The following is a 25,504-nucleotide window of genomic DNA, read 5'->3' as shown; positions in this document are numbered from 1 at the left end:
GTCAGTTGCCCCTCGAATCTTATTTGTTATCGACCCATTTCAAAAAATCATCGACAGCATTTTGTGCGATGGATGATCTCTGTGAAATCTCTTGCTTGAGGTGCTCTGCCATTTGCTCTTTGGACTGTCTGAATTCGCTAATAGTCGCCATGATCAGGTTATGGTCAGGAGCGCTGACCAATTTGGTGCCACGCGGAAGCATTTCATGGACTTTTTTCAGTTTGTTTTCGATTTCAACTGCGATGGTTGGATAACCTAAAGAGGCAGGCAGAAGCACGCCGTGCGCCCTGGCGCTGATAATGACATCGGATTCAACTATCAATTTCGCCATGAACGTCTCTGGCGTGTCGACTGCGGCATCCCAGCACAACCATTCAAACGTGTGGTGCTTATCAATAAGATGCTGGTCACGTTCTTTATAAAGTGATACCAGACGAACCTTCTCTCCACGTTTGGACATTTCATGAGCGGCCTGAACCATTGCCGCGATGAACTTTTGTCCATTCACGTCATGCGGCCAATCGCGCAGGATAAAGGATAGGTATTTGTTTTTATTTACGCTGTTTATGTTCAGATCTTTGGTGGAAATCCACAGATCGGAAAGTAGGGTCGGGTCCGTGTACACATCCACATCTGATTTTCCAAACGTATTGCAATGCTTTTGGCTTGTACCATCCCTGACGGAAATATAGTCACAACGATTAATGACATTGACTGCGCGAGTCAGCTGCTTGCCACCACCATCAAATGGGCCTAAACCAATACAGAATGCAGCAAGACGACGATGGAAAAAAATCTTGTCGATGCCACCGCGCATCCCTACATACAAACGTAGAAGGGTGGATTTTAAATCGGTTTGCGCTTTTATACTCTTATAAAGCTTTGACGCTTTAAGCGTAAGAGTGGAGGCTTTCTTGGACGGAGGGATGAACGAGAAAAACTGACCACCGCCGCCCAAAACAACCAGATCAGCTTTGACAGGTTCCTTGATATGTAACCATTTTATGCGCGGGTTAAAATTCTTGGCGATAGCCGGATGGTCGACACCGACTGCAATGTCCGACTCTTTGAATCTCTTTTTCAGAATATTGATGACGCATAACATTAGTATGTCATCACCTAAATTACCAGGACCGTAAGCACCACGGATATAAACTTTACTGGAATTCATGCTGGGTTTCCAATTTCTACGGGTTCATTGAACATAGTATTCAAGGTAAACGTTGTTGCAGCAATGTATACAAATATCATGACCACTATCATCAATCGATACAGAGTGCTTTCAATGTATGAACTTGATACGAAACTGACAAAAGGCAATGCCCACAAGATCAGTATTCTGGGGGAGATGAGTAATTCCAAAGGCAGTATTTTTTTGTATATGAAATAGGGCAGACCAAACAGGAAGTGTATTAATTGCGAGCCAATGAATGCTTTTGCAATGCCGACGGCGCCCTCCTCCCTCAGAAGCAGAGCTCCGGATATGAATAATATGCCCCATAGAATATTACTCATGACGCTGTACCACGCCAAATCCATCACGATCATCTTTCTTGAGATACCGGATTTAAATGCACTTAGCAGCGAACCCAGAATGACCAGAATCAACGTTATTTCAAAGTCCCGACCCAGAAAGCTATCCCCATAGAGTTTTGCCAGTAGTTCGGGAAACATGATGACCGGCTGTATAACAATCAACACGACTAACCAGCCGGATAGAAAGTTCAAGGCGTCTAACTTCCGGCTTTTACCTCCCAGGGTTGCGGCTAGCATCGGGACAAGCACGGAACCTAATACCACGGAGACATGTGAGAATATTGCATTCCATTGCATGGCGGCTGCGTACATTCCTAACGCGGCGAGTCCGTTACTTGTTTCTGCCAGCAATTTATTCGCGAGCCAATTCATCGGGGCGACCATCAAGCCTGTCAGCAAGACCGGGAGTCCGACCGAAAGAACGGTATGCTTTTCAGTCATTACACCTTTGAAACTGAGCGTAGTGTTCTTTTCCTTTAGTGTTTTCCAGCACGCGAGGGCGCTAAAAAACACGATTAACAGTTGAGAGCACGCCAGTCCCAGCAAGGCGCCATTGAGTCTGAATTTTGTCGTCAGGAAGTAAGTCCCCGGGATCGCGACGATGGCGATAATTCCATTGATTGTTGCAATAGACCGATATTGCCCCCAACCGGTTAAACACCCTTGGGTCCATCCAGACAAAATGATGAAGGTGATGGTACTCACTACAATCAGTGATACATATTTCAGATTGTCGGAGCCAAGAATGATGTTAGAGAAGAAAAGCGGAAAAAATAGAGCGACACCAATGATCATGACACTAAAAGACACGGCAAATATCAGCGTTAGAGCGATACCCTTGCCCGTTTTTTCGGGGGAAACCTCTTTAAATTGACCAATATGTTTAGCCGTCGCCGTCGTTGTGGCTTGGGCTGCAACATTGGCGAGCATGACAATGGCGCTTTGTATCAGGCCATATTCTCCAAATGATTGTGCACCCAGCACTCTGGCGACCAGGATGCCGGTAATGACAACCGAAACTTTTGTGGCCACTGCCGATATGAAACTCCATGCAGTACTGGACACGAATTTTTTCAACAGTGCGTTGTTCATCTGGCTTTAACCTGAAAGGATGGGGCTATCAGCGGTTGATGAAATGTCAGTGTTTTTTTACGTTGCCTGACGGCATGCTCCGCGACGACGCGTAAAATGATCGCGCTATAAGCGATTCCGATAGCGTACGGCTGATAAGGCGTGGCCGATACAATGAACATCAGCGCCAGAAAGGTGGCTATTGATACCGCAACCCGGGTTTTTAAGTGATGGGTCATGGACGTAGTAAATACGAATAGCAAGTACAAGCCGATGACCCCATATTTAACAAAGTACGTTAAGTAAGCACTGTCGATATTCGAGTTTTTGTCATCGAGGCCACGGTATTCAAACCAGGGTATTTCAAAAGGAGTTCCGGCCCCTAGACCAACGAAGTAGTGCATGGGATTCATATTACGTATCAAGTCCAGCGCAGGGCTGAAGCGAGTGGTTAACTGAACCGCCAGGCCTTCAGACGATAAAGCATCATTGATTCGATCAGCACCGATCATGTTGCTGATCCCAATGAAGGCCATCAGCACGACTGAGCCTAATAGCACGATGCCTATCATTCGGGCAGGCTTTGTATATTGGTGAATGATGATGGCTGCAAAAACAGAAACAAAAATGAATCTTGAGTTGGCGATGAATAAACAGATGAATGAGGTCATCAAACAGATTCTCGCCAGCTTCTTTTTGTTCTCAAATAGCCCAGGATCTATGAAGTAGTATATTAAATATGCAACGGCTGCGTACGTGCCACCATCGAGGTACCTGTAAGCGTTTTCTTCATAGTAGACGTCTTGAAAACTGTACAGCCCCAATCGTAACCAAGCAATATCCAATACATTGAAAGCGGTCATCGCAATCAATATTTTCAGTACCGTTTGTAGCGTCAAGGTTTTCGCGGCAAGGGTGGCGATGTTCGTGAGCACTATAAATGACAGGATCATTATAAAAGGTCGGATATCTTTCAATAAGTACTTATTCGGGGACCCTATCAGGCCGCACGCGAGTAGTACCACATAGAGCCCACAGCCGAAAAGAAGGCCGGCGGGTACTGTCAATTGACGTTTTTGTGTCACGACCTGTCTTGTCAGTAATGCACTCAATGCACCTGCTATATAGAAATCAAAAAAATAGAGGCCTTTTAACGATATTATTTCGCTGTAGGAGTTTCCGGTAGGGATGACAGATAGCATGACGCCCAAAAATACAATTGAGTATTTTGGGGTTTTTATTGCAAGCAAACCCGCTGACAGGGCGATAAGCGATAACAGGTAGAACATGGTTTGGTATTCTTTATGCTGATGTTGTCATTTGACACGCTACCGCCCCAGGATTTTTCGTCATCTTCCTCAGGACGTAGTGTTTCCATGAAATATCGGTTTGATCATGCCTATTGGCATGATCCCGCGTAGCAATAACGACAAGCACTCAAGAACAACAGCAACGCCGTCAAAGATCTGAACTTATGACGCGACCCGTTCAACACTCATCAATTTTTGTCGGAGGCGTAGGCATAGTGGTAATAACCATAATCACTGTAGCCATATTTATTGGAGGCCTTTTTCTCCACGCCGTTAAAAATCGCACCTTTAATGGCAACGCCATTCTGGGAGAACCGACGGACCGTCAACTCGATTTCTTTCGCCGGGTTCAGTCCGTAGCGCGTCACAATCAGGTTGGTCCCGGACAAGCGCCCGACGATCGCCGCGTCTGTCACTGCCAATATTGGCGGCGTATCGAGAATCACCAGATCGTATAGCTCGCTCGCCTGCTCCAATAGCGCGCTGAAATTGGCGTGCATCAGTAACTCGGAAGGATTGGGCGGGATTTGACCTCGACTGACAAAATCGAAGTTGTCAATTTCGGTCTTATGGATAGCAGTGGCTACATCGCAGCGCCGGGCCAGGATATCGGAGAGCCCATTGTCAGAATTAACACCTAACACTTTGTGCAGATAACCTTTGCGCATGTCGACGTCGATCAACAAAACCCGCAACCCGGTTTGTGCTATCACCACCGCGAGGTTAACCGACACGAAGGTTTTACCCACCTGAGGGCTAGGCCCGGAAATCATCAGACGGTTATTGCCGGCCTCATGCATGGCGAAGTGCAGACTGGTACGCAAACTGCGCAACGCCTCGACTGCCAGATCGGTGGGATGAGTGACGGCCAGCAATGTAGAACCGGCACCGGAACGCCCTCGTCCGCGAGAGACTTTGTCTTCTTCACTTTTCTGCAGAATGCTGTAAGGAATCGATGCATAGACCGGCAACCCAAGTTGCTCGATGGCTTCCGGACTTTCCAGCCCCCGGTTCAGTGCCTTGCGTACCAGTACCAGGACCACCGCCAGGAAACCGCCAAGAATCGTGGCGATCAATACAATCAAGACTTTTTTCGGCTTGACCGGTTTGAAAAAATTGACGTCCGCGGTGTCGATCAGACGCACGTTACCGACCGTCCCCGCTCGCATCACATCCAGCTCCTGAGACTTGTTCAGCAACTGGGTATAAATGGCGGTACCGACCTCTACATCCCGGGTAAGGCTCAGCAGTTCTTGCTGGGTGGAAGGAAGGCCCTCCACCTTGGACGCCAAACTTTTCTGCTTGCTGCTCAACTCACCAATCTGGGTCAACAATGCGCGATAGGCGGGATGTTGGCGGGTGAATTTTCGGTCCATCTCGGCTTGCTGCAACTTCAACCCTGAGATGCTGGTATCAAGCCCGACAATCTGATCGAGAATGGCTTTGGTTTCGAGCGTGATGTCCACGGACTTGCTGCGCGTTTGGTATTCATTCAAGGCATTCCCGGCTTTTTCCAGGTCCTTCTTGACCACCGGAAGTTGCTCTTTGAGAAACGCCAGGCTCTGCGCTGCTTCAGCTGAAGTGCGCTCTACGTTTTGCCGCACATAAATAGCGGCAATTTCATTGAGGGTTTTAATGGCCTGATTCGGATCTGTGCTTTCCAGCGCCAGCCCGATCATGCCCGACTCTTTTCCGCGCTCGGTTACATCCAGATCCTCTTGGTAGTCGAGGATGCTGGTCAGGCGAGAATTGCGGATGATTCTGAAGCGGGTTCCAGGATTGGCGTGCATTTCTTCTATCTGAAACTCAACGCCATTTTGTTCGAAAAGTTGTCCCGCCTGGCTGGCGACCAACAGATTGTCGTCTTCGTCCACCAGGGTGTAATGACCACTTTCACCTGCGGTCAGGGTCAACTTCTTGCCCAGTTGCGAGTCGGGAAGATCCAGTTTGAATATCTTCAGCGACTCCCCTCCCCAGGCGAAACTGTTCAACCCCAACAAGGGGTCGGCTATTTCACCGGGATTTTTACTCTGGAATCGACGAGCCAGGAACTCACCAACCACCGGGAAGTACATCGGTTGTATGACAATATCAAGTTTCAGGTTATCGACCGTTTTGCCAATCACCGCACGAGATTTGATCAGTTCGATCTCGGTCGCCGAAGGCGACTCTTTTCCCAACATGCTGCTGACATCGGAGAAGCCCAACAGATCATTCTTTTTCGCTTCGACCTGCAACAGCGCATTCGCTTGGTATACCGGGGTCGCAAGCACCGCGTACGCGACCCCAGCCACCATGAACGCACCGGTAACCGCGGCAATCAGCCATTTATGGTCGATGAGTGTTCCAAACAGGCCGAGAAGATCAATCTCGTCATTGTCGTCGTCCCGCACGTTAACTACCGGTGCTTGCTGCATAAGTCGGATTCTTTGCCTGTATTACGATTCAAAAAGGAGTGGCCATCAGCGCGCCAGGCGCTGTGCCCATGCGAGTACGGCTTCTTCGATCAACGCATAAGCGTGCACAAAAGCAGGTTTGCCTTGACGGTAGGGGTCGCTGATTTCGCGTTCGTCTTGCCATTTGCCCAGTAGCAACACTTTGCCTCGCGCTTCAGGGGCAATGTTGAGTACCCCGCTGACATGCCGTCGCTCCATCACCAGAATCAAGTCCGCCTCGCTGACGGCTTGAGGCGTGAGTTGAACGGCCTCATGCCCATCGGGCTGATGACCATGCTCTTTGAGTACGGCGTGTGCCGTCGCCTCGATGGGTTTGCCCGCCAAGGCAGCGAGGCCAGCCGAGCTGACCTCGATATCGGAATGAACGAGCGCCCCGCGCAGCAGATACTCCGCGGTGGGACTGCGGCAAATGTTGCCGACGCAGACAATCAAAACCCTTTTAAGCAAGATAACATTCCCCGTCTTGTTAACATTGGCGGTGACATAGCACTTGCCGAACATAAGAGCTTTAAACTACGAATGAATCCGGGTATTTATAACCCCAGTAACTGCAGCTGAAACTTTCAAACCATCAGTGCGTATTTATTACCATGACGTTTGAACAGCCCCCAACTTTTTCTTCAGACAAAAAATAACATTTCACTCTTCGAGCGCGAAAATAACAGTTCGAGAATTTATCCAGACAATTTCTAACAATTGCCGTTTTCCCGCGACCGTTCAATCTAAATTACACCGAAATAGCGGGTGGCTAATATATAGCCGCTCCGTTAGTGCATTGCCAGGGCGTCAGACATTCGGTTAGAAGTTGGGTAAGAGATGCCTTGGGCAATAACTTTGTTTACAGCGGGTTGCGTCAGGAATATGCCGTGGAACAACCAGGCATGCTCGCCGGCCAACCGACCGCCCGATTTTCTTTGCCCCCGCCTTGCGCGAAACATGGCGTACAGGCCTTTCGCTGCCCATGCAGCGTTGCCAACATTTTTTCTCGAGTGATCGAGCCATTTAGAGCCCGCACTCTCTAGCGTTACCGGTTCCGACAAGCAGTCGAACCTTTCCTACTGCCATTAGCCATTCCATCTGTCTACTTTCAAGGACGCTTCCATGATTCGTAAATGCCTATTCCCCGCTGCCGGCTATGGGACCCGCTTTTTGCCCGCCACCAAGGCCATGCCGAAGGAGATGCTGCCGATCGTCAATAAGCCGCTGATCCAGTACGCCGTCGAGGAAGCGCGCGACGCCGGCCTGCAACATATGGCCATCGTCACTGGCCGGGGCAAGCGAGCGCTGGAGGATCATTTCGATGTCAGCTTCGAGTTGGAACACCAGATTCGCGGCACTGATAAGGAGCGATTCCTGGAAGGCACTCGTGAGCTGATCGACACCTGTACTTTTTCCTACACCCGCCAGGTGGAGATGAAGGGCCTGGGGCACGCTATTCTCAGCGGTCGTTCGCTGATCGGTGATGAGCCATTCGCCGTGGTGCTGGCCGACGACTTGTGTCTGAACCTGGAAGGCGACGGCGTACTGGCGCAAATGCTCAAGCTCTATGAGCAGTTCCGCTGCTCGATTGTGGCGATTCAGGAAGTACCTCGTGAGCAGACTCAGAAGTATGGCGTGATTGCCGGCGAGCTGATTCGCGAGGGTATTTACCGGGTCAACAGCATGGTCGAAAAGCCTCGCCCGGAAGACGCCCCGTCCAACCTGGCCATTATCGGTCGGTACATTCTGACCCCCGATATCTTCGACCTGATCGCTGATACCGAGCCTGGCAAGGGCGGTGAAATCCAGATCACCGACGCATTGATGAAGCAAGCCCAGAACGGCTGCGTGCTGGCCTATCAATTCAAGGGACGGCGCTTCGATTGCGGCGGTGCCGAAGGTTACATCGAAGCCACCAACTTCTGTTTCGAGAACCTGCATCAGAACACCTTGTGACGGCGCTGAACCCTGACAAACGTGTGCGTTATCGAATTGATTTTTCGGTCTTTATTACCCTATGGACGAAGCCTCTATGAAGACATTGAGCGGTTTCAAGGCAGATGACAGTCGCCGCCCGTATGGCGCTGACCTTAAAAACAACCTCGCGTACCTCATCGTGCGCGCCTATGCGTCGGAGCTGATCTTTCCCCGCGTGCAGAAACCGCCGGTGCTGCTGGTGGAGCGCATCGGTGCCTTCCCCTCCTCCGGGGAAATCCGCCGTCACGTCAAGGATGGTCCGGCGTTGCTGGCGAGCATCAGGCAGCGTTACGCCGCCGACGCCCTCGACATCGACGAGAGCGATGGGCTGAGCCTGGTCTTTACCGACTGGCGTCTCAGCTTGCGTCTTTTGGACGAGGGTTGCGTGACTTGTCTGACTGTGGAAAGTCGCGGCGACAGTTCGCTCATGCAGCACAAAACCGCCGAACTGCTGAGGCAAATCGATGCAGGGAGGGAATTCGAATGAACGCGATTGCACAACACGCCGCCAAAGCCTGGTATCTGCTTCAGTGCAAACCCAAACAGGATGAGCGCGCCGAAGAACATTTACAGCGCCAGGGCTATGCCTGTTTTCGCTCGACCTACCGGCGTGAGCGCGTTTTGCGCGGGCAGCGTCGAGTGATCAGCGAGTCGTTGTTTCCGGGCTATCTGTTTATTCAACTGAGCCTTCAGGACAGTTGGGGCCCGCTGCGTTCAACCCGCGGTGTTTCGCGAGTCGTCGGGTTCGGCGGTCAGCCACTGCCGATCCGCGATGCGCTGATCGACGAACTCCAGGAGCGAGACAGCCAGGCGATCGTGACAACATTGTTGAGGCACGGAGATACGGTGCGCATCACTGAAGGCCCGTTCTCCGATCTTGAGGCGGTGTTCCTGGCCATGGACGGCGAGGAACGGGTGCTGTTGATGATGAATTTCCTGCAGCGTGAACAGCACATCAGCTTGCCACTGGCCGGCGTTAACAAGATTTAAATTTTGTAGGAGTGAACGGCCCTAATGTAACCGCTTTTCGTAGGAGCCAGGCTTGCCGGCGAAGGCGATCTCAAGGACGCCTTCGCCGGCAAGCCTGGCTCCTACAAAACCTATGCCCCCTCCGAGAGATGATTCCAGTCGATCCAACCCAAAAACCATGTCGCCAGAATCAGCAAACCGAACGCGATCCGGTACCAGGCAAACACCGCATAACTATGGTTGGCGATGAACTTGAGCAAACCACGCACGGCAATCATCGCAAAGAGGAATGCGGCCACAAACCCCAAGGCAAACACCGGCAAGTCTGCGGACTGGAACAGGTCGCGGTACTTATAGCCCGAGTACACCGCGGCCCCCACCATCGTCGGCATCGCCAGGAAGAATGAAAACTCGGTAGCCGTCTTGCGTGACAGGCCAAACAGCAACCCGCCGATAATCGTCGAACCCGAGCGCGAAGTGCCGGGGATCATCGCCAGGCATTGTGCGCAACCGACTTTCAAGGCATCGGTCCAGCGCATCTCGTCAACGTGATCGATAACCACCACATGCTCACGTTGTTCCGCCCATAACATGATGACTCCACCTATCACCAACGCCACGGCGACGGTGATCGGGTTGAAAAGATATTCATGGATTTTGTCGGCGAACATCACCCCCAGAACAACCGCCGGTAAGAAACCGATCAATAAATTCAGAGTGAAACGTTGCGCATTACGCTGGGTTGGCAAACCGGTAGTGATCTCCAGAATCTTGCGACGAAACTCCCAGACGACCGCCAGAATAGCCCCCAACTGAATGATGATATTGAACGCCATGGCTCGCTCACCGCCGAAGTCGAGCAAGTCCGCGGCAATAATCTGGTGTCCCGTACTGGAGATGGGCAAAAACTCTGTGAGCCCTTCAACCAATCCTAGAATCGATACCTGCGTGGTGGTCCAGAAGTCCATTAATCCCCCGTTAAACCCTCTCGACTGAAAGGTCTGTTGATGATGCCGAGCATTTAAATCCTGATCGCGATTAAACCTGTCGGACCCGCGGAGGATTAAAGCGCACTCTCTGCCTGCTTGAGCTAAACGTTATAAAACGTCCATGTCGGAGCGCCGGGCTGGCCTCTTGCAAATGGCCTGCGCCTGCGAATGAAATTGTTTTGCAGGACCGGTACTTGTGCATCGCGAATCTATGGATGCCACTCATCGTCGGATCATTGACGTTTTGACTTTGGGCGCGCGCAATGCTCTACCCGAAAATGATCGCCCAAGAGAAAACTCCAGATGGCAAAGATCACAGTACTCGCCGGTGACTTCCCGCAGTGCGACGGGGAATATCACCTGGGAACCATCACCCTCAAAACGTCACTCAAACCCCGGCTTGGAGCAAGCTTCCCGGTCTCGGAATTTAAAGATCTGACCATTCAGAACACTGATTCAAACAAGAATATAAAGAGCGCTATAGGCCTGGGTCTCGCGGGCGCCATGCTACTCGGCCCCGTAGGAGCCATCGCCGGCTATCTGCTCGCCGGCAAAAACACCGAGGTGACCTTTATGGCCACACTGAAGGACGGCGGAAAGCTGCTCGCGGCGACCGATAGTGACACCTACCGGGATATCTCGGCACGCGCCCAGAATAAATCCCGAGCCGGCCGCCGAGGCCCCCTTTCCAACTCACTTAACAACGGACCCAGTCATTGATCCGTTTGCCCGGTGACAGCGAAAATGTTGCAGGGCACCCGATACAGAACATGCTCCGTGGTACTGCCCACCCACTTGTCCAGCCCCTTGCGATGCGCATTACCCATGACGATCACATCGGCCCGGTGATGCGCAGCAAAGTCGACCAGCGCTTTACCGGGCGGCCCTGCAACGAAGTGTTGCCGTTCGGTGGGCACGCCGTAATGATCGGCCAATGCGATGAATGACTTATGCAAAGACTTGCGCACGTCGCTGTTGAAGCCAGGCATCGTCACTGCACCCGCGCCTGCATCAGACATGTGCGTCTGCGATAGGTCGTAGGCATACAGCAGATGCATTTCTGCATCGCATTGCATTGCCAATTCGTTCGCAGCCTGGATGATCAGGTCGTTGATTCCAGTGATCTGAGTCTCTGGGTGCGACGGATCGACTGCCGCCACGATCACCCGCGGAAGTGGGCAACTGACTTCGCTGACCAGATGGACAGGCACCGGACATTCGCGCAGCAGATGCCAATCCAGAGGCGTGATGAAAACGCGTTTGAGCGCCGACTCATGCTGCACGTCCTTGATAACCAGATCCGCCTGCGTTGCTGTCACGTGCTGAAGGATCTCTTGCAGCGCGTCGCGAGTGAAAAGCACCTCGGTACTTAGCTGGATCCCGCGTCCACGGATCAGATCGGCCTCATCCTTGAGCCATTTTTCGTTCTCTTGCTGACAAGCTTCACGAAACCGCGCACTGGAGTGGATCAAACCCAGGAGGTTGAAGTCTTCGATAAACACCGTGATATGCAGCGCTGCGCCCGTGGCTTCGGCAAGGGCGACGGCCCGCTGCAGTGCCGGCGTGTGACGCATGGTGGGGCCGGCTATTAGAAAGAGTCGTTGATATTGGCTCATGTCACACCTCCAAACGTTCTGGGAAATCTGCTAGCCCCCCAGCCTCTCGTCTGTCGCACCGCCAGCGATCTGCTATCGCCTCAATGACCTGGATCGACACAATCAATATACGCCTGGATTCAACTAACCCGCCAAGATGTGGCTCATCGTACCCACTACGATGAACCCCATCCCGACGGCCAATTGATTGACGACGCGAAGTTACTTCTTCGCATACTTCGCGCCGTGCGGATCGTTAAGCTTCACCTGCATCAGTTCCCATTCACGCTGAATGATCGAGTAAGGGATAAAGATGCTGACTCTCTCAGCCCCCTTTAACCCAGGGTGAAAACTCACATCATTAAGGGTGGTGGAGAAAAAGCCGACATTGATACCGACAATGCTGCCGTCATTGCCGATGACGGGACCACCCGACATCCCCTTGATCATCGGGGCATCATGGATGGCATAGCGTTCGCCGCTGCCTTCATCACTATTGATGAAAGGTGCCGGGTACACTTTGCCTTTGCCGGTGACGGTCGTCATGTAGGGGCTCGCCCCCACGGCCGTGATGTGTTCACCCACACGCGGTGCGCGCCATGACGGGTAGCGGCCGTCGGCCTTGTGCTGGATGAAAACAAGGTCGCAGCCGGTGCTGCAGCTGTATTCCACGTTGCGGATAAGGGGGGTGTGACGGGTGGTGACGGCGTAGTCCTCGTTCCATTGCACGGCCGAGGCCATGTACAGATAGGGCAAGGGAAAGCCTGAGAAGACAGAAAAATATGAATCGTTGGCAGGCCCCGACAAGTCGGGTTTTACCATACCGTTGCATCCTGCAAGAACAGCTCCTGTTAAAAAGTAGGCCATGATTTTAATCATGATTATCACCGACTTATAAGGAGGATTTGATTTTTGTTGTGACGTTTCTCTTCGTTGTCAGTTTCTTGTAGTTTTCCTCACAGCGTGGCGGGGTGCGTTTATTTATGGCTGAGGTTTTAATAAATGCGTATGAATGAATTGTGCTAAGACTAATTGCTTTTCGATCCATATAACAAATTGCAGATATTTGACGCCTGAAAAATGGCAGAAGACCGAATAAAAGAATAGAAGTGGAAGTTGCTATATTGCGAACAAAACTAGTGAATCGCCGCCTTCAGAGCAGCTTAAGTCACTTCGGCATGCCTCGGTAACACCACAGAAATCAGCGCTGCGAAAATAACAAATGCGCTGGATATCCATAAACACGCCCCCAGCCCGAAAGCCTGATAAACCCAGCCAGAGAGCACGGTGCCGATCAGCCGTCCCATGGCGTTGGACATGTAGTAAAAACCCACGTCCAGCGACACGCCGTCTTCCTTGGCATAGGACACGATCAGGTAGCTGTGCAGCGAGGAGTTCACCGCAAACAGCGCGCCAAAGACCATCAATCCACCTAACAGCACCCCTTGTTGCGACAACCCGGTGTTCAGCCCCAGAGCGATTGCCGCGGGCAGGCCTGCCAGAGCAAGCGCCCATAGAAACGCAGCGCGACCATCAGGAACATGCCCCCGTTTCTTGCCGGTGATTCGCGGTGCGAACGATTGCACGATGCCGTAGCCGATCACCCAAGCCGCGAGGAATCCACCGACCTTCCAGAAGTCCCAGCCAAAGACGCTGCTCAAGTACACCGGCAACGCCACGACAAACCAGACATCGCGGGCACCGAACAGAAACATCCGGGCCGCTGACAGAATGTTGATCGCCCGGCTCTTGGACAGGATGTCGCGAAACCTGGGCTTGGCTTTCGCCTTGCCCAAATCCTTCTTCAACAGGATCAAGCTGCTGACCCAGATCAGCGCCAGAACACCCGCCATGGCCAGCAGCGCGCCTTTGAACCCGATCAGGGCGAGCAATGCCCCGCCGAGAAAGAAACCGACACCCTTGAGTGCGTTCTTCGAGCCGGTGAGGATGGCTATCCATTGGTAAAGCTTGCCCTGCTGTCCATCGGGCACCAGAAGCTTGATCGAGCTTTTGGCGCTCATCTTGTTCAGGTCTTTGGCAATCCCCGACAACGCCTGCGCGCCCATCACCCAAGGAATCGTCAGCCAGGCCACTGGCACCGTCAGCATCAACAGTGCCACAACCTGCATCCCCAGCCCGATGTTCATGGTCCGGTTCAGTCCCAGTCGGGCGCCGAGATAGCCGCCCACCAGGTTGGTGATCACACCAAAGAGTTCGTAGAACAGAAACAGCGCCGCGATTTGCAGCGGGCTGTAGCCCAACGCGTGAAAGTGCAGCACCACCAACATGCGCAAAGCGCCGTCGGTGAGGGTGAAGGCCCAGTAATTGCCCGTCACGAGCAGGTACTGCCGCACTTCAGGAGCGAGGGCTGACAACGCTTTCATCACCGCTCCTTAAACGGCCAGGCCGACCATTCTGGCCAGTTCGACGGTGCGGTTCGCATAACCCCATTCATTGTCATACCAGGCATAGAGTTTGACCTGGGTGCCGTTGATGACCATGGTCGACAGCGCATCGATGATCGAAGAGCGAGGGTCGGTGCGGTAGTCAATGGACACCAGCGGACGCTCCTCGAAACCGAGGATGTTTTTCAGTTCGTTTTCGGACGCGTCCTTGAGGAACTGATTCACTTCTTCAACCGTAGTGACGCGCTCGACTTCAAAGACACAGTCCGTCAGCGAAGCGTTGGCCAATGGTACGCGTACGGCGTGGCCATTCAGACGCCCGCGCAATTCCGGGAAAATTTCGGCAATCGCGGTGGCCGAGCCGGTGCTGGTCGGGATCAGACTCATGCCCGAAGCCCGCGCTCGGCGCAGATCCTTGTGGGGTTGGTCGAGGATGCTTTGAGTGTTGGTCAGGTCGTGGATGGTGGTGATCGAACCGTGGCGAATGCCCAGCTTTTCATGAATCACTTTGACCACTGGCGCGAGGCAATTGGTGGTGCACGATGCGGCGGTGACAATACGATGTTCCGCCGGGTTGAACAGTTGATGGTTGACGCCCATGACGATGTTCAGCGCGCCCTTTTCTTTCACCGGAGCACTGACCACCACGCGTTTCACGCCTTGTTCGAGGTAAGCCTGAAGCACCGCGACGGTCTTCATTTTGCCGCTGGCTTCAATCACCAGATCGCAGCCCGACCAATCGGTGTCGGCAATCGCCTTGTTGGCGGTAACTTTGATTCGTTTGCCGTCGATGACGATGCTGTCGCCTTCGGAGTCGGCCTGGTCATTCCAACGGCCATGCACCGAGTCGAAGTTCAGCAGGTGCGCATGCGTTGCCGCGTCGCCTGCCGGATCGTTGATCTGTACGAACTCAAATTCTGGCCAGCGCCAGGCTGCTCGCAGAGCGAGGCGACCGATGCGGCCAAAACCATTGATGCCCACTTTGATAGTCATGTTGGTGTGCTCTGTTTCTGTTGTCAGGGGTGGCGCTTTTGGAATCATCAAGCCGGGCAGCAAGCCGCTGCCCGTTCAGGACGGTCACCCATTTCTTCAAGGCGTTTGGCATCCGGGCTCAGCCAGTGCTTGTTGGCTTCGAGCACCACGGTCAACACCTGATGCACCCAGCCCGGCAGATCCGGGTGCAGTCGGTAGTAAACCCATTGACCCTGCCGACGGTCCGAGAGCAATCCGCCTGTGCGCAATTGCGCCAGGTGCCTGGAGACTTTGGGCTGGCTCTCATTCAACGCACAGGTCAGCTCGCAGACGCACAGCTCTCCCTCACGGGCGATGAGCAGCATCATGCGGACCCGGTTGTCGTCAGCCAGGCATTTGAAAACAGCGGTCGGCGTCAGTTGGTCAGCCATTGGGTTTCTCTGCGTTGGGTGTTCACGCATCAAAGGTGAATACAGGTATATGCGTTTTTTCGAATATACGTTTTCCCGCATGTATGGGTCAACGGCGAATGTGTCGACTCTGTATGTAAATGATATTTATTTACTTACAAAAGATAATCGTTATCATTAGCACCAATAACTAAAAAAGGAGCTCATGGTGGCTTTACCGCGCATTTACCCAGCCTCTCTCTCACTGCTGGGGCTTTTTGCAGTACCTGATTTGCAAGCACAAACCCAGTCGCCATTGGCCCTGCCTGCAACCGCCGTGACCAGCGATTACAGCGAGCAGAGCTACAAGCCGACCGACAGCCGCAGTGCTCTGAAGATCGACGCCCCGCTGCGGGATATCCCGCAAACGGTGAACGTGATCCCCCAGAGCGTGATCAAGGATCAGGGCGCGCAGTCGATGGAGGACGTGTTGAAGAACGTCCCCGGCATCGGCCTTTCCAATGGCGATGGCCAGCGCGACCAAGTCACCATTCGCGGCTTCAGTGCTATCGGCGACATGTACGTCGACGGCGTTCGTGACGACGCGCTGTACTTCCGCGATCTGTCCAACGTCGAGCGCGTGGAAGTGATCAAGGGGCCGGCAGCGGTGCTCTATGGGCGTGGCTCATCCGGTGGCCTGATCAACAGCATCAGCAAGAAACCCAACTTCACCCCCAAACAGGAAGTGGGTGTCAGCTTCGACAGCGAGGGTAAAAAGCGCACGCAGTTCGACGCCGGTTGGGCCGATCAGCAGCAAAACGACAAGGCATTCCGGGTGACGGGTGCCCTGGAGAACAGCGACACCTTCCGCGATGACGGCTATATCGATCGCAAGGCCATTGCGCCTTCGGCCTACTTCAAACTCTCCGACGATCTTGAGCTGAACCTGGGGGCGACGTACCTCTACGACAAACGCTTGATCGACTTCGGCATTCCCGCGCGGGGCGATCGCCCGGTTGATGTCGATCGGGACAAGCGCTTCGGTTCCGCCGACCCGGATGACGATTACACCCGCAGCGAAGTGTTTTCGTTCACGGCCGGCGTCGACTACCGCATCAACGACGACTTCACCCTGAGCAACACCAGCCGTTACTACCACTACGATCTGGATCGCAACAACACACTCGCCGACTCCAGCCCGACACGTTTCGTCACCGCCCCCAACGGCGAGCTGCTGGTAAAGCTCAATCGCGGCAACGTGCAGCGTAAAGAAGATGGCTGGTTCAACCAGACCGAACTGAAGCAACAGGCCACGCTCGCCGGGATGAACCACAACCTGCTCTATGGTGTGGAGCTGGGGCGTCAGGTCAAGGATCAATCGGTCTTCAGCCAAAGCAACGTAGCGCGCGTACCGGTGTACCGCGATGGCTTGGTCGACGTGCCGTTCCAGGCCAACCGACAAACCGCCAGGGGCACCACTACCCAGGACACGGCCGGTTTCTACGTCCAGGATCTGATTGAACTGACCCCGCAATGGAAAGCACTGCTGGGTGTGCGCTATGACGTGTTCGACCAGGAATATTCGGATGACCTGACGCGTGCCACCATGTCCCGAACCGACAACACCTGGAGCCCGCGCGCAGGCCTGGTCTATCAGCCTGATCAGGTTCAGTCCTACTACATTTCGGTGAGTCGTTCTTACCAACCCTCCTCCGAAGTCTTCGCCCTGAGCACCACCAACCAGGACCTTGAGCCGGAGCAAACCACCAACTTCGAGATCGGTGGCAAGTGGGACCTGCTCGACAATCGCCTGGCGTTGACGGCGGCGCTGTTCCGGCTGGAACGCACCAACATGAAAACGACTGATCCGGCGAACCCGACCAAACTGGTCCTGTCGGGTGAGCAGCGCACCGACGGTCTTGAACTGACCGCCAGCGGGCAGTTGAGTGACAAGTGGCAGGTCTATGCCGGCTATGCCTATCTGGATGCCGAGATCACCAAGTCCAACAGCCGAACCAACGGCGTTGCCAACGAAGGCCAGACACCCACCCTGACCCCGCGTCACAGTGCCAACCTCTGGCTGGTGCGCTCGCTGACCAACACCTGGCGCGTAGGCATGGGGGCGAACTATGTCGATGACCGTTACACCGCCCTGGATAACCAGGTGGTCATGCCCGCTTACACCACCGTGGACGCGGCATTGCTCTATAACTTGCCGAAATGGGATATGGCGCTGCGCTTGCGTAACGTCTTCGACAAGGACTATTACGCCTCGGCCCATGGCTCGGTGGACCTGATCACCCCCGGAGCACCACGGACTCTGGAGCTGAGCACCAACTACCGGTTCTGAGTGAAAACCTGAAATCAAATGCCCTTGCCGGTCAGATAAGCACAAATCCCTGTGGGAGCGGGCTTGCCCGCGAAAGCGGTGTGTCAGACAACATCAATATTGACTGTGCCACCGTCTTCGCGGGCAAGCCCGCTCCCACAAGTTTTGCGCCCTGCATTTCAGGGCGTTTTTTGCAGCCCGAAACCCAGTGACAACGATTCAAAGCTCAACTAACCTTCAGCGCGCCGAGAGTGATTGAGAATCTCTCGCGTTGTCAGACAACAACAATATTCGAGGAAAACCCATGCGCAAACTTCTGTTGCTCTCCCTGCTTGCCGCCTCTCCCCTGGCCTTCGCCGGCCCTCAATGCACCACAACCGACAAGGCTCAATGGCAAGACCAGGCCAAATTTCAGGAAGAGCTCAAGGCCAAGGGCTACAACATCAAGAAGTTCAAAGTCACGAGCGGCAATTGCTACGAGATCTACGGCTGGGACAAAGACAAGCGCAAAGTCGAAATCTACTTTGACCCGGTCACCGGAAAAGTTGTGAAAGAAGAGATCGAATAGGTCCCCAGTGAAAGCTGAAACCCTGCGCCTCTGGGACCCTCTCGTACGCGTTTGTCATTGGTCCCTGGTGGTTGTCTTCATCAGCGACTACTTCCTCAATGAGGAAGGCGACGGCTGGCATCGCTGGCTCGGCTATTACGCCGTGGCTGTCGTGCTGGTGCGCGTGGTGTGGGGATTCGTCGGTCCGCCATCGGCGCGTTGGTCAGACTTCTGGCCGACCCCGACGCGGCTCGCTCAGCATGGTCGGGCGCTGTTTTCCGGCAAGGGCTATCACCGCATGGGGCACTCGCCCATCGGAGCATTGGTGATGGTCCTCATGCTGCTGTTGATGACCGGCCTGGGTATCAGCGGTTTTTTGATGGAAGAAGTGGACTATTTCTGGGGCGAAGACTGGCTACGTGATGTCCACGAGATTATGGCCAATGCGCTGCTCGCACTGGTTTGCGTGCACGTCCTCGCGGCGTTGGTGGAAAGCCTGCGCTTGCGTGAAAACCTGCCCCTGTCGATGATCACGGGCCACCGTCGTAAGCGCTAGCTCTCAAAGCTTCCTGATACCGCACATTGCCCTCCCCCTTGCGGGAGAGGGCGAGTGCCAACCTTATGTGTGATGAATTTCCCGATCCTTGGTTTCCGGCAGGAAGAACGTGCCAAGAATAGCCGTCATCACGGCGATGACGATGGGGTACCACAGCCCGTAGTAAATATCCCCCGTGGCCGCGACCATGGCGAACGCCACCGTGGGCAGAAAGCCGCCGAACCAGCCATTGCCGATGTGATACGGCAGCGACATCGAGGTATAGCGAATGCGCGCCGGGAAGAGTTCCACCAGCCAGGCGGCGATCGGGCCGTAGACCATGGTGACGTAGATCACCAAGATGGTCAGGAGCAGCAGCACCATCGGATAGTTAGTCTTGGCCGGGTCGGCCTTCTCGGGGTAACCGGCGTCCTTGAGGGCGGTGCCGAGGGTAGCGACGAAGGCATCGTTGCGGGCCTTGAAGTCGGCGGCCGGCATGCCGGTGCCCTCGAAGCTCTGGATCACCTTGTCGCCGATGCGCACCTGCGCCACAGCGCCCGGTTCGGCCTTTTCGTTTTTGTAGGGAATAGCCTTCTTCGCCAGCAGGGTCTTGGCAAGGTCGCAGGAGCTGGTGAATTTGGCCTTGCCCACCGGGTCGAACTGGAACGAGCACTTACTCTGATCGGCGATCACCGTGACCGGGTTCTTCTCCTGCGCAGCGAACACGTCGGGGTTACCGTATTGGGTCAACGCATGGAAGATCGGGAAGTAGGTCAGCGCCGCGATAATGCAGCCGGCCATGATGATCCCTTTGCGGCCGATGCGGTCGGACAGGCTGCCGAATACGATGAAGAACGGCGTGCCGATCAGCAGCGAGCCGGCAATCAGATAGTTGGCGGTCTGCGGATCGATCTTCAGCGTCTGCAGCAAGAAAAACAGCGCATAGAACTGTCCGGTGTACCAGACCACCGCCTGGCCGGCGGTACCGCCGAGCAGCGCCATGATCACTATCTTGAGGTTATCCCAGCGGGCGAAGGATTCGGTCAGCGGCGCCTTGGACGACTTGCCTTCTTCCTTCATCTTCAAGAACACCGGCGACTCGCTGAGTTGCAAGCGGATGTACACCGAAACGATCAGCAGCAGGATCGACAGCAGGAAGGGAATCCGCCAGCCCCAGGCCTCGAAGGCTTCGTTGCCGAGAAGGGTTCGGCAGGCAAGGATCACCAGCAGCGAAAGGAACAGGCCGAGGGTCGCGGTGGTCTGGATCCACGAGGTGAAGTAGCCGCGTTTGCCTTTCGGCGCATGTTCGGCCACATAGGTCGCCGCCCCGCCGTACTCACCGCCCAGGGCCAGGCCTTGCAACAGGCGCAGGGTGATCAGGATGATCGGTGCTGCCACGCCGATGGTCGCATAGCCGGGCAGAAAGCCCACTATGGCGGTGGAGACACCCATGATGACAATGGTGATGAGGAACGTGTGCTTGCGCCCGATCATGTCGCCCAGTCGGCCGAACACAATGGCGCCGAAGGGACGCACAGCGAAGCCGGCGGCGAACGCGAGCAGCGCGAAGATGAAGGACGTTGTTTCGTTGACGCCGGCGAAGAAGTGCTTCGCTATAATCGCGGCGAGGGAGCCGTAAAGGTAGAAGTCGTACCATTCGAACACGGTGCCCAGGGACGAGGCGAAAATAACCTTGCGCTCCTCTCTGGTTATCCCGTGGTGGGGCGCGCTGCCCGTGGATGCGTTGTCGATTGCGGCCATGAGTCTTCTCCGTCTTGCTCTTGTTGTAGGCCGGAGTACCTTTTTACCTTTCTACCGCACCCAGGCCCCAGGGCTGATGTCATCGGATCAAGGATTGCGCAAAGCATGCAAACAGGCTGACGGCCTCGCATCGCTGCAAGGTTTCTTGAAGCATAATCGGCTTCGCGCAGATATCCACTCGGCCATCCCGCTCAGACCCGGGCCGACGCGCTGTCGAATGACTATTCAGAGCCGGTAAGATCCGACGCGAAGCGTCTGGGTGGCGCCCGCTGATGCCTATTCTGCGGGGTGGCCATCGCCTGGAACTTCGCAGCGAAAGAATTTCGTATACCCTATCGCCATCTCACTCCAAACGACCGCTGCCGTGAACCTACCCAAACTCAACGCTCCCGACCTTGGCAATACACCTTCGACCTCGGAAATCATCACCCGTCATTTGCGGGACGCGATCGTCGCCGGGCATTTCGCCGAAGATGAGCCGATTCGTCAGGACGACATTGCCCGCCAGTTCAACGTCAGCAAGATCCCGGTGCGCGAGGCCCTCAAGCGGCTGGAGGCCGAAGGGCTGGTGATGTTCCAGCGCAATCGCGGGGCGATGGTCACGCGGGTGTCCGATGCAGAACTGGCGCAGATGTTCGAAGTGCGGATGTTGCTCGAGGACAAAATACTGCGTCTGGCCATTCCCAACATGACCGAAGAAACCTTCGCCCGTGCCGAGCGTATCTGTCAGGAGTTCATCGGCGAGGATGATGTGGGCCGCTGGGCCGAGCTCAATTGGGAACTGCACGCCTGCCTTTACGAGCCGGCGCAACGGCCGTTTCTGGTCAGCCTGATTCGTTCGGTCAACGACAAGCTGGAGCGCTACCTGCGCATGCAGATGAGCCTGTCGGCCGGCAAGGAACGGGCTGATCACGAACACCGTGAGATTCTCGCAGCCTGTCGTGCCGGGGACGTGGACCTGGCGGTGAAACTGTTGGACGAGCACATTGCCGGCGTCTGCAAAACCCTGTTTGAGCACCTGCCCCACGCGCACTAGGATGCTGTGCTGATTTCGTCATCAGCACAGGATAAATCCATCAAGCCGACACCCCGCTGCACAGGCCACTCTTTCGTTCACTCAACCGAACGGACGTGGCCCTCCCATGAAACGCATCACCGTGATCGACTCCCACACTGGCGGCGAACCGACCCGCCTGGTGACCGCCGGCTTTCCTGACCTGGGCACCGGCAGTATGGCCGAACGCCGCAAGCTGCTCGCCGAACATCACGATCAATGGCGCGCCGCTTGTGTGCTGGAACCCCGTGGCAGCGACGTGCTGGTGGGCGCCCTGCTCTGCGAACCTGTGGACCCGAGCGCCTGTGCCGGGGTGATTTTCTTCAACAACACCGGTTACCTGGGCATGTGCGGCCACGGCACCATCGGCCTGGTGGCGTCGTTGGCGCATCTGGGCAAGATCAGCCCCGGCGTGCATCGCATCGAGACGCCGGTGGGTACGGTGCAGGCGACCCTGCACGAAGATCATTCAGTGAGCGTGCGCAATGTGCCGGCCTACCGTTACCGCAAGGCGCTGGTGTTGCAGGTGCCAGATGTCGGTCAGGTGGTGGGCGATATCGCTTGGGGCGGCAACTGGTTTTTCCTGATCGCCGAGCATGGCCTGCGGATAGCCGGCGATAACCTCGACGCGCTGACTGCTTATACCTACGCCGTGCAACAGGCGCTGGAGGCCCAGGGTATTCGTGGCGAAGACGGCGGGCTGATCGACCATGTCGAGCTGTTCAGCGATGACGATCACGCCGACAGCCGCAACTTCGTGCTCTGTCCCGGCAAGGCTTATGACCGCTCACCGTGCGGCACCGGCACCAGTGCCAAACTGGCGTGCCTGGCCGCGGACGACAAACTGCAACCGGGGCAGATCTGGCGCCAGGCCAGTGTCATCGGCAGCGAATTCGAAGGCTCTTACGAATGGCAGGGCGAGCGCGTTATACCGACCATTCGCGGCCGTGCCTTTATCAGCGCCGAAGCCAGTTTGATCATCGAACAGCATGACCCGTTCGCCTGGGGCATTCGCCCATGAACGAGGGCCTTGTGGCCGATGTGATCGTGATCGGCGCCGGCATCATCGGCGCCGCCTGTGCCCAGGCGCTGGCTCGTCGTGGCTTGCAGGTGCTGGTGCTCGATGCCGGCCTGCACGGTGCGACGGCGGCGGGCATGGGCCACTTGCTGGTGCTTGACGACAACCCGGCCGAGCTGGCCCTGAGTCAATATTCCCTGCAACGCTGGCGCGAACTGGCGCCGGACCTGCCCGACAGCTGCGCTTATCGCAACAACGGCACGCTATGGCTCGCGGCCAATGCCGAGGAAATGGCGGTCGCCCATGGCAAATACCTGAACCTGCAAGCCCAGGGCGTGGCTTGCGAATTGGTCAGCGCCAGTGCTTTGCGCCAGCGTGAACCGGAATTGCGCGAGGGTCTGGAAGGTGGATTGCTGATCAATGGCGACGGCATTCTGTATGCGCCGGCGACAGCCAGCTGGATGCTCGACACGCCGAACATTCGTCAACGCCGGACGCGGGTCAGCGCGGTCGATGGTAACCGCATCTGCCTCGATGACGGCCACTGGTTGAGTGCCGAAGCGGTGGTGTTGGCCAACGGTATTCAGGCCAACGAACTGTGCCCGGAGTTGCCCATCGAGCCGAAAAAAGGTCACCTGCTGATTACCGACCGCTACCCCCGCACCGTCACCCACACCTTGGTGGAATTGGGTTACGTCACCAGCGCCCACAACGCCACGGGGCCGTCGACCGCCTGCAATATCCAGCCGCGCCCCACCGGGCAATTGTTCATCGGTGCCTCGCGCCAATTCGGCACCAACGACCCGCAGGTCGAAGGCTGGATGCTGGCGAAAATGCTCAAGCGCGCCGCCGAGTACATGCCAGGGCTGGCCCGACTCAACGGCATCCGCGCCTGGACCGGCTTTCGCGCCGCCAGCCCCGACGGTCTGCCGCTGGTGGGCCAACACCCGCAGCGACAAGGCTTGTGGCTGGCCGTCGGGCACGAAGGGTTGGGCGTCACCACGGCCCCCGGCACGGCCGATTTGCTGGTGGCGCAACTGTTCAACGAAACCCCGCCTCTGGCCGCACAACCCTATCTGCCCCAGCGTTTCCTCGGAGAACCTGCCTATGCCTGAATTGCTGCTGGACGGCCGCGCCTTGAAGGTGGCCGAGGGCACCAGCGTCGCCGCTGCCTTGGCGTTGGGCAGCGACGGCTGCACACGCACGTCGATCAGTGGTCAGCGCCGCGCTCCACTGTGCGGCATGGGCATCTGCCAGGAATGCCGGGTGTCCATCGACGGCCGGCGAAGCCTGGCCTGTCAGACTTTGTGCCGAGACGGCATGCAGGTGGAGACACGCCCATGAATGAATACGCCGATCTGCTGATCATCGGTGCCGGCCCCGCTGGGATGGCCGCCGCCCTTGCCGCCGCACCCAGTGGCGCACGCATCGTCATGCTCGATGACAATCCGCTGCCGGGCGGACAAATCTGGCGTGATGGCCCTCAAGCCAACGTGCCCGATCAGGCCCGTCGCCTACGTGAGCGTTTGCAATCTTGCAGCAACATCCGCCATCACGCCGGCACCCGCGTGATCGCCAGTCCCGGTCCGAAACAACTGTTGGTCGAAGATGATGAGGACGGCTGGTTGATCAGTTACGACAAACTGATTCTGTGCACCGGTGCCCGCGAGCTGCTGCTGCCCTTCCCCGGCTGGACGTTGCCTGGCGTGACCGGGGCCGGTGGCTTGCAAGCGCTGATCAAGGCGGGTGTGCCGGTGCAAGGTGAGCGCGTGGTGATCGCCGGCAGCGGCCCGCTATTGCTGGCGAGTGCCGCCACCGCGAAAAAATATGGCGCTCAGGTACAACGCATCGCCGAGCAAGCCTCGCGCACCGCCGTCGCCGGTTTCGCCGCGCAACTGCCCCGCTGGCCCGCCAAATGGTTGCAATCGTTCAGCTTGTTCGACCGCCATTACCGCACCGCAACCCACGTGCTGGCCGCCCTTGGCACTGACCGACTGGAAGGTGTGCGCCTGCAACAGCAAGGCAAAATCGTCGAACTGGAATGTGATCGGCTGGCCTGTGGTTTCGGCTTGATCCCGAACATTCAATTGGGCCAGGCACTGGGTTACGCCATCGAAGGTCAGGCGTTGGCGGTGGATGCCTGGCAGGCCAGCAACCGTGCCGATCATTATGCGGCGGGTGAATGCACCGGGTTTGGTGGCAGTGAACTGGCGTTGGTCGAAGGTGCCATTGCTGGCCACGCGGCGGTCGGTGACCTTGAAGCGGCACGCCAGTTGTGGCCACACCGGGCACGCTGGCAGGGTTTCGCCAAGGCACTGAATCAGGCATTCGCCCTCGACCCGCAACTCAAGTCTCTGGTCCGATTCGACACTCTGGTTTGCCGCTGCGAAGACGTGCCTTACGCCGCATTGGCCGGGCACACGGACTGGCGCGAAGCCAAGCTGGCCAGTCGCTGCGGCATGGGTGCCTGTCAGGGTCGAGTGTGTGGTGGTGCGGTGCAGCACCTGTTCGGCTGGCAACCTTCGGCACCCCGCCCACCCTTCAGCCCGGCGCGGATCGAGACCTTGATGTGCCTGGACGACACCCCGCCGGCCTGATTCCCCCTCGGGGGT

At 55.9% G+C, this 25,504-nt stretch carries 24 protein-coding genes; 12 read left to right on the top strand and 12 right to left on the bottom strand.

What is annotated here, in order from left to right:
• Positions 1 to 19: 19 nt before the first annotated feature.
• The 5 genes from F6R97_RS26900 to F6R97_RS26880 form a co-directional block, all read right to left on the bottom strand.
• A complete protein-coding gene (locus F6R97_RS26900) occupies positions 20 to 1,171 on the bottom strand; it encodes a polysaccharide pyruvyl transferase family protein (RefSeq protein ID WP_038978342.1) in 1,152 nt (383 codons plus the stop codon).
• Complete coding sequence (locus F6R97_RS26895) at positions 1,168 to 2,628, bottom strand: oligosaccharide flippase family protein (RefSeq protein ID WP_038978341.1); 1,461 nt, start codon at positions 2,626 to 2,628, stop codon at positions 1,168 to 1,170. The genes F6R97_RS26900 and F6R97_RS26895 overlap by 4 nt, the downstream gene beginning before the upstream one ends.
• Positions 2,625 to 3,896 (bottom strand): DUF6369 family protein, encoded by a 1,272-nt coding sequence (locus tag F6R97_RS26890; RefSeq protein ID WP_038978340.1) that lies wholly within the window; start codon positions 3,894 to 3,896, stop codon positions 2,625 to 2,627. The genes F6R97_RS26895 and F6R97_RS26890 overlap by 4 nt, the downstream gene beginning before the upstream one ends.
• A 209-nt stretch (positions 3,897 to 4,105) precedes the next feature.
• Entirely contained in the window at positions 4,106 to 6,334 is a 2,229-nt protein-coding gene (locus tag F6R97_RS26885; RefSeq protein WP_038978339.1) for a polysaccharide biosynthesis tyrosine autokinase, read from the bottom strand.
• Positions 6,335 to 6,379: 45 nt separating this feature from the next.
• On the bottom strand, positions 6,380 to 6,874 hold the full coding sequence (locus F6R97_RS26880; RefSeq protein ID WP_315867380.1) for a low molecular weight protein-tyrosine-phosphatase: 495 nt from the start codon (positions 6,872 to 6,874) through the stop codon (positions 6,380 to 6,382).
• Positions 6,875 to 7,474: 600 nt separating this feature from the next.
• Here F6R97_RS26880 and galU point away from each other — a divergent pair.
• The 3 genes from galU (at position 7,475) to rfaH (ending at position 9,319) form a co-directional block, all read left to right on the top strand.
• Positions 7,475 to 8,308, top strand: coding sequence for a UTP--glucose-1-phosphate uridylyltransferase GalU (gene galU / locus F6R97_RS26875; RefSeq protein WP_007900875.1), 834 nt, complete (start codon positions 7,475 to 7,477; stop codon positions 8,306 to 8,308).
• A gap of 76 nt (positions 8,309 to 8,384) precedes the next feature.
• Positions 8,385 to 8,816, top strand: coding sequence for a phosphomannomutase (locus tag F6R97_RS26870; protein WP_038978337.1), 432 nt, complete (start codon positions 8,385 to 8,387; stop codon positions 8,814 to 8,816).
• Complete coding sequence (gene rfaH / locus F6R97_RS26865) at positions 8,813 to 9,319, top strand: transcription/translation regulatory transformer protein RfaH (protein WP_038978336.1); 507 nt, start codon at positions 8,813 to 8,815, stop codon at positions 9,317 to 9,319. The genes F6R97_RS26870 and rfaH overlap by 4 nt, the downstream gene beginning before the upstream one ends.
• Before the next feature lie 110 nt (positions 9,320 to 9,429).
• Here the strand turns inward: rfaH and F6R97_RS26860 are convergent, their stop codons facing one another.
• Positions 9,430 to 10,266 carry an undecaprenyl-diphosphate phosphatase gene (locus tag F6R97_RS26860; RefSeq protein WP_038980185.1) on the bottom strand — a complete coding sequence of 279 codons (837 nt, stop codon included), beginning with the start codon at positions 10,264 to 10,266 and terminating at the stop codon, positions 9,430 to 9,432.
• A 324-nt stretch (positions 10,267 to 10,590) separates the two neighbouring features.
• On the opposite strand from F6R97_RS26860, the gene F6R97_RS26855 reads away from it, so the two are divergent.
• Positions 10,591 to 11,007: a hypothetical protein gene (locus F6R97_RS26855; RefSeq protein ID WP_038980184.1), complete on the top strand. Its 417-nt coding sequence runs from the start codon at positions 10,591 to 10,593 to the stop codon at positions 11,005 to 11,007.
• Here the strand turns inward: F6R97_RS26855 and F6R97_RS26850 are convergent.
• The 5 genes from F6R97_RS26850 to F6R97_RS26830 all read right to left on the bottom strand — a co-directional run bounded on the left by F6R97_RS26850 (position 11,001) and on the right by F6R97_RS26830 (position 15,690).
• Complete coding sequence (locus F6R97_RS26850) at positions 11,001 to 11,903, bottom strand: universal stress protein (protein ID WP_038980183.1); 903 nt, start codon at positions 11,901 to 11,903, stop codon at positions 11,001 to 11,003. The genes F6R97_RS26855 and F6R97_RS26850 overlap by 7 nt on opposite strands.
• Before the next feature lie 201 nt (positions 11,904 to 12,104).
• Positions 12,105 to 12,704 (bottom strand): serine protease, encoded by a 600-nt coding sequence (locus tag F6R97_RS26845; protein WP_038980182.1) that lies wholly within the window; start codon positions 12,702 to 12,704, stop codon positions 12,105 to 12,107.
• 341 nt (positions 12,705 to 13,045) lie between these two features.
• Positions 13,046 to 14,266, bottom strand: a complete 1,221-nt coding sequence (gene arsJ / locus F6R97_RS26840; RefSeq protein WP_315867379.1) for an organoarsenical effux MFS transporter ArsJ — start codon at positions 14,264 to 14,266, stop codon at positions 13,046 to 13,048.
• Between the two features lie 9 nt (positions 14,267 to 14,275).
• Positions 14,276 to 15,280, bottom strand: a complete 1,005-nt coding sequence (locus tag F6R97_RS26835) for an ArsJ-associated glyceraldehyde-3-phosphate dehydrogenase (RefSeq protein WP_038980180.1) — start codon at positions 15,278 to 15,280, stop codon at positions 14,276 to 14,278.
• A 47-nt stretch (positions 15,281 to 15,327) separates the two neighbouring features.
• Positions 15,328 to 15,690 (bottom strand): metalloregulator ArsR/SmtB family transcription factor, encoded by a 363-nt coding sequence (locus F6R97_RS26830; RefSeq protein WP_048395038.1) that lies wholly within the window; start codon positions 15,688 to 15,690, stop codon positions 15,328 to 15,330.
• Positions 15,691 to 15,874: 184 nt separating this feature from the next.
• Here F6R97_RS26830 and F6R97_RS26825 point away from each other — a divergent pair, with 184 nt between their 5' ends.
• The 3 genes from F6R97_RS26825 (at position 15,875) to F6R97_RS26815 (ending at position 19,080) form a co-directional block, all read left to right on the top strand.
• Positions 15,875 to 17,998 (top strand): TonB-dependent receptor, encoded by a 2,124-nt coding sequence (locus F6R97_RS26825; protein ID WP_048395039.1) that lies wholly within the window; start codon positions 15,875 to 15,877, stop codon positions 17,996 to 17,998.
• A 283-nt stretch (positions 17,999 to 18,281) separates the two neighbouring features.
• Entirely contained in the window at positions 18,282 to 18,545 is a 264-nt protein-coding gene (locus tag F6R97_RS26820; protein ID WP_038980177.1) for a PepSY domain-containing protein, read from the top strand.
• Positions 18,546 to 18,552: 7 nt separating this feature from the next.
• On the top strand, positions 18,553 to 19,080 hold the full coding sequence (locus tag F6R97_RS26815) for a cytochrome b/b6 domain-containing protein (protein WP_315867378.1): 528 nt from the start codon (positions 18,553 to 18,555) through the stop codon (positions 19,078 to 19,080).
• Positions 19,081 to 19,143: 63 nt separating this feature from the next.
• On the opposite strand, the gene F6R97_RS26810 is transcribed toward F6R97_RS26815, so the two are convergent.
• Entirely contained in the window at positions 19,144 to 20,820 is a 1,677-nt protein-coding gene (locus F6R97_RS26810; protein WP_050682769.1) for an MFS transporter, read from the bottom strand.
• A gap of 364 nt (positions 20,821 to 21,184) precedes the next feature.
• Here F6R97_RS26810 and F6R97_RS26805 point away from each other — a divergent pair, with 364 nt between their 5' ends.
• From F6R97_RS26805 to F6R97_RS26785, 5 genes are all read left to right on the top strand, one after another.
• The gene (locus F6R97_RS26805; RefSeq protein WP_038980174.1) at positions 21,185 to 21,856 is read left to right on the top strand and encodes a GntR family transcriptional regulator; all 672 of its coding nucleotides are present in this window, start codon (positions 21,185 to 21,187) and stop codon (positions 21,854 to 21,856) included.
• Positions 21,857 to 21,962: 106 nt separating this feature from the next.
• Positions 21,963 to 22,895: a 4-hydroxyproline epimerase gene (locus F6R97_RS26800; protein WP_038980173.1), complete on the top strand. Its 933-nt coding sequence runs from the start codon at positions 21,963 to 21,965 to the stop codon at positions 22,893 to 22,895.
• The gene (locus F6R97_RS26795; protein ID WP_315867377.1) at positions 22,892 to 24,007 is read left to right on the top strand and encodes an FAD-dependent oxidoreductase; all 1,116 of its coding nucleotides are present in this window, start codon (positions 22,892 to 22,894) and stop codon (positions 24,005 to 24,007) included. The genes F6R97_RS26800 and F6R97_RS26795 overlap by 4 nt, the downstream gene beginning before the upstream one ends.
• Positions 24,000 to 24,236: a (2Fe-2S)-binding protein gene (locus F6R97_RS26790; protein WP_038980171.1), complete on the top strand. Its 237-nt coding sequence runs from the start codon at positions 24,000 to 24,002 to the stop codon at positions 24,234 to 24,236. Before F6R97_RS26795 ends, F6R97_RS26790 begins: the two co-directional genes overlap by 8 nt.
• Positions 24,233 to 25,489 carry an FAD/NAD(P)-binding oxidoreductase gene (locus F6R97_RS26785; protein ID WP_315867376.1) on the top strand — a complete coding sequence of 419 codons (1,257 nt, stop codon included), beginning with the start codon at positions 24,233 to 24,235 and terminating at the stop codon, positions 25,487 to 25,489. The genes F6R97_RS26790 and F6R97_RS26785 overlap by 4 nt, the downstream gene beginning before the upstream one ends.
• Positions 25,490 to 25,504: the final 15 nt, after the last annotated feature.

Source organism: Pseudomonas sp. JV414, assembly GCF_032424305.1.
In the GTDB taxonomy this organism is placed as follows: Bacteria; Pseudomonadota; Gammaproteobacteria; order Pseudomonadales; family Pseudomonadaceae; genus Aquipseudomonas; species Aquipseudomonas lini.
The sequence above is the reverse complement of the archived record's forward strand: the minus strand, read 5'-3'. Positions and strand labels throughout refer to the sequence as shown.

Bases quoted from the DNA above. Each gene is read 5' to 3' on its own strand.
- F6R97_RS26900 (WP_038978342.1), bottom strand. From the start codon at position 1,171: ATGAATTCCAGTAAAGTTTATATCCGTGGTGCTTACGGTCCTGGTAAT.
- F6R97_RS26895 (WP_038978341.1), bottom strand. From the start codon at position 2,628: ATGAACAACGCACTGTTGAAAAAATTCGTGTCCAGTACTGCATGGAGT.
- F6R97_RS26890 (WP_038978340.1), bottom strand. From the start codon at position 3,896: ATGTTCTACCTGTTATCGCTTATCGCCCTGTCAGCGGGTTTGCTTGCA.
- F6R97_RS26885 (WP_038978339.1), bottom strand. From the start codon at position 6,334: ATGCAGCAAGCACCGGTAGTTAACGTGCGGGACGACGACAATGACGAG.
- F6R97_RS26880 (WP_315867380.1), bottom strand. From the start codon at position 6,874: ATGTTCGGCAAGTGCTATGTCACCGCCAATGTTAACAAGACGGGGAAT.
- galU (WP_007900875.1), top strand. From the start codon at position 7,475: ATGATTCGTAAATGCCTATTCCCCGCTGCCGGCTATGGGACCCGCTTT.
- F6R97_RS26870 (WP_038978337.1), top strand. From the start codon at position 8,385: ATGAAGACATTGAGCGGTTTCAAGGCAGATGACAGTCGCCGCCCGTAT.
- rfaH (WP_038978336.1), top strand. From the start codon at position 8,813: ATGAACGCGATTGCACAACACGCCGCCAAAGCCTGGTATCTGCTTCAG.
- F6R97_RS26860 (WP_038980185.1), bottom strand. From the start codon at position 10,266: ATGGACTTCTGGACCACCACGCAGGTATCGATTCTAGGATTGGTTGAA.
- F6R97_RS26855 (WP_038980184.1), top strand. From the start codon at position 10,591: ATGGCAAAGATCACAGTACTCGCCGGTGACTTCCCGCAGTGCGACGGG.
- F6R97_RS26850 (WP_038980183.1), bottom strand. From the start codon at position 11,903: ATGAGCCAATATCAACGACTCTTTCTAATAGCCGGCCCCACCATGCGT.
- F6R97_RS26845 (WP_038980182.1), bottom strand. From the start codon at position 12,704: ATGGTAAAACCCGACTTGTCGGGGCCTGCCAACGATTCATATTTTTCT.
- arsJ (WP_315867379.1), bottom strand. From the start codon at position 14,266: ATGAAAGCGTTGTCAGCCCTCGCTCCTGAAGTGCGGCAGTACCTGCTC.
- F6R97_RS26835 (WP_038980180.1), bottom strand. From the start codon at position 15,280: ATGACTATCAAAGTGGGCATCAATGGTTTTGGCCGCATCGGTCGCCTC.
- F6R97_RS26830 (WP_048395038.1), bottom strand. From the start codon at position 15,690: ATGGCTGACCAACTGACGCCGACCGCTGTTTTCAAATGCCTGGCTGAC.
- F6R97_RS26825 (WP_048395039.1), top strand. From the start codon at position 15,875: ATGGTGGCTTTACCGCGCATTTACCCAGCCTCTCTCTCACTGCTGGGG.
- F6R97_RS26820 (WP_038980177.1), top strand. From the start codon at position 18,282: ATGCGCAAACTTCTGTTGCTCTCCCTGCTTGCCGCCTCTCCCCTGGCC.
- F6R97_RS26810 (WP_050682769.1), bottom strand. From the start codon at position 20,820: ATGGCCGCAATCGACAACGCATCCACGGGCAGCGCGCCCCACCACGGG.
- F6R97_RS26800 (WP_038980173.1), top strand. From the start codon at position 21,963: ATGAAACGCATCACCGTGATCGACTCCCACACTGGCGGCGAACCGACC.
- F6R97_RS26795 (WP_315867377.1), top strand. From the start codon at position 22,892: ATGAACGAGGGCCTTGTGGCCGATGTGATCGTGATCGGCGCCGGCATC.
- F6R97_RS26790 (WP_038980171.1), top strand. From the start codon at position 24,000: ATGCCTGAATTGCTGCTGGACGGCCGCGCCTTGAAGGTGGCCGAGGGC.
- F6R97_RS26785 (WP_315867376.1), top strand. From the start codon at position 24,233: ATGAATGAATACGCCGATCTGCTGATCATCGGTGCCGGCCCCGCTGGG.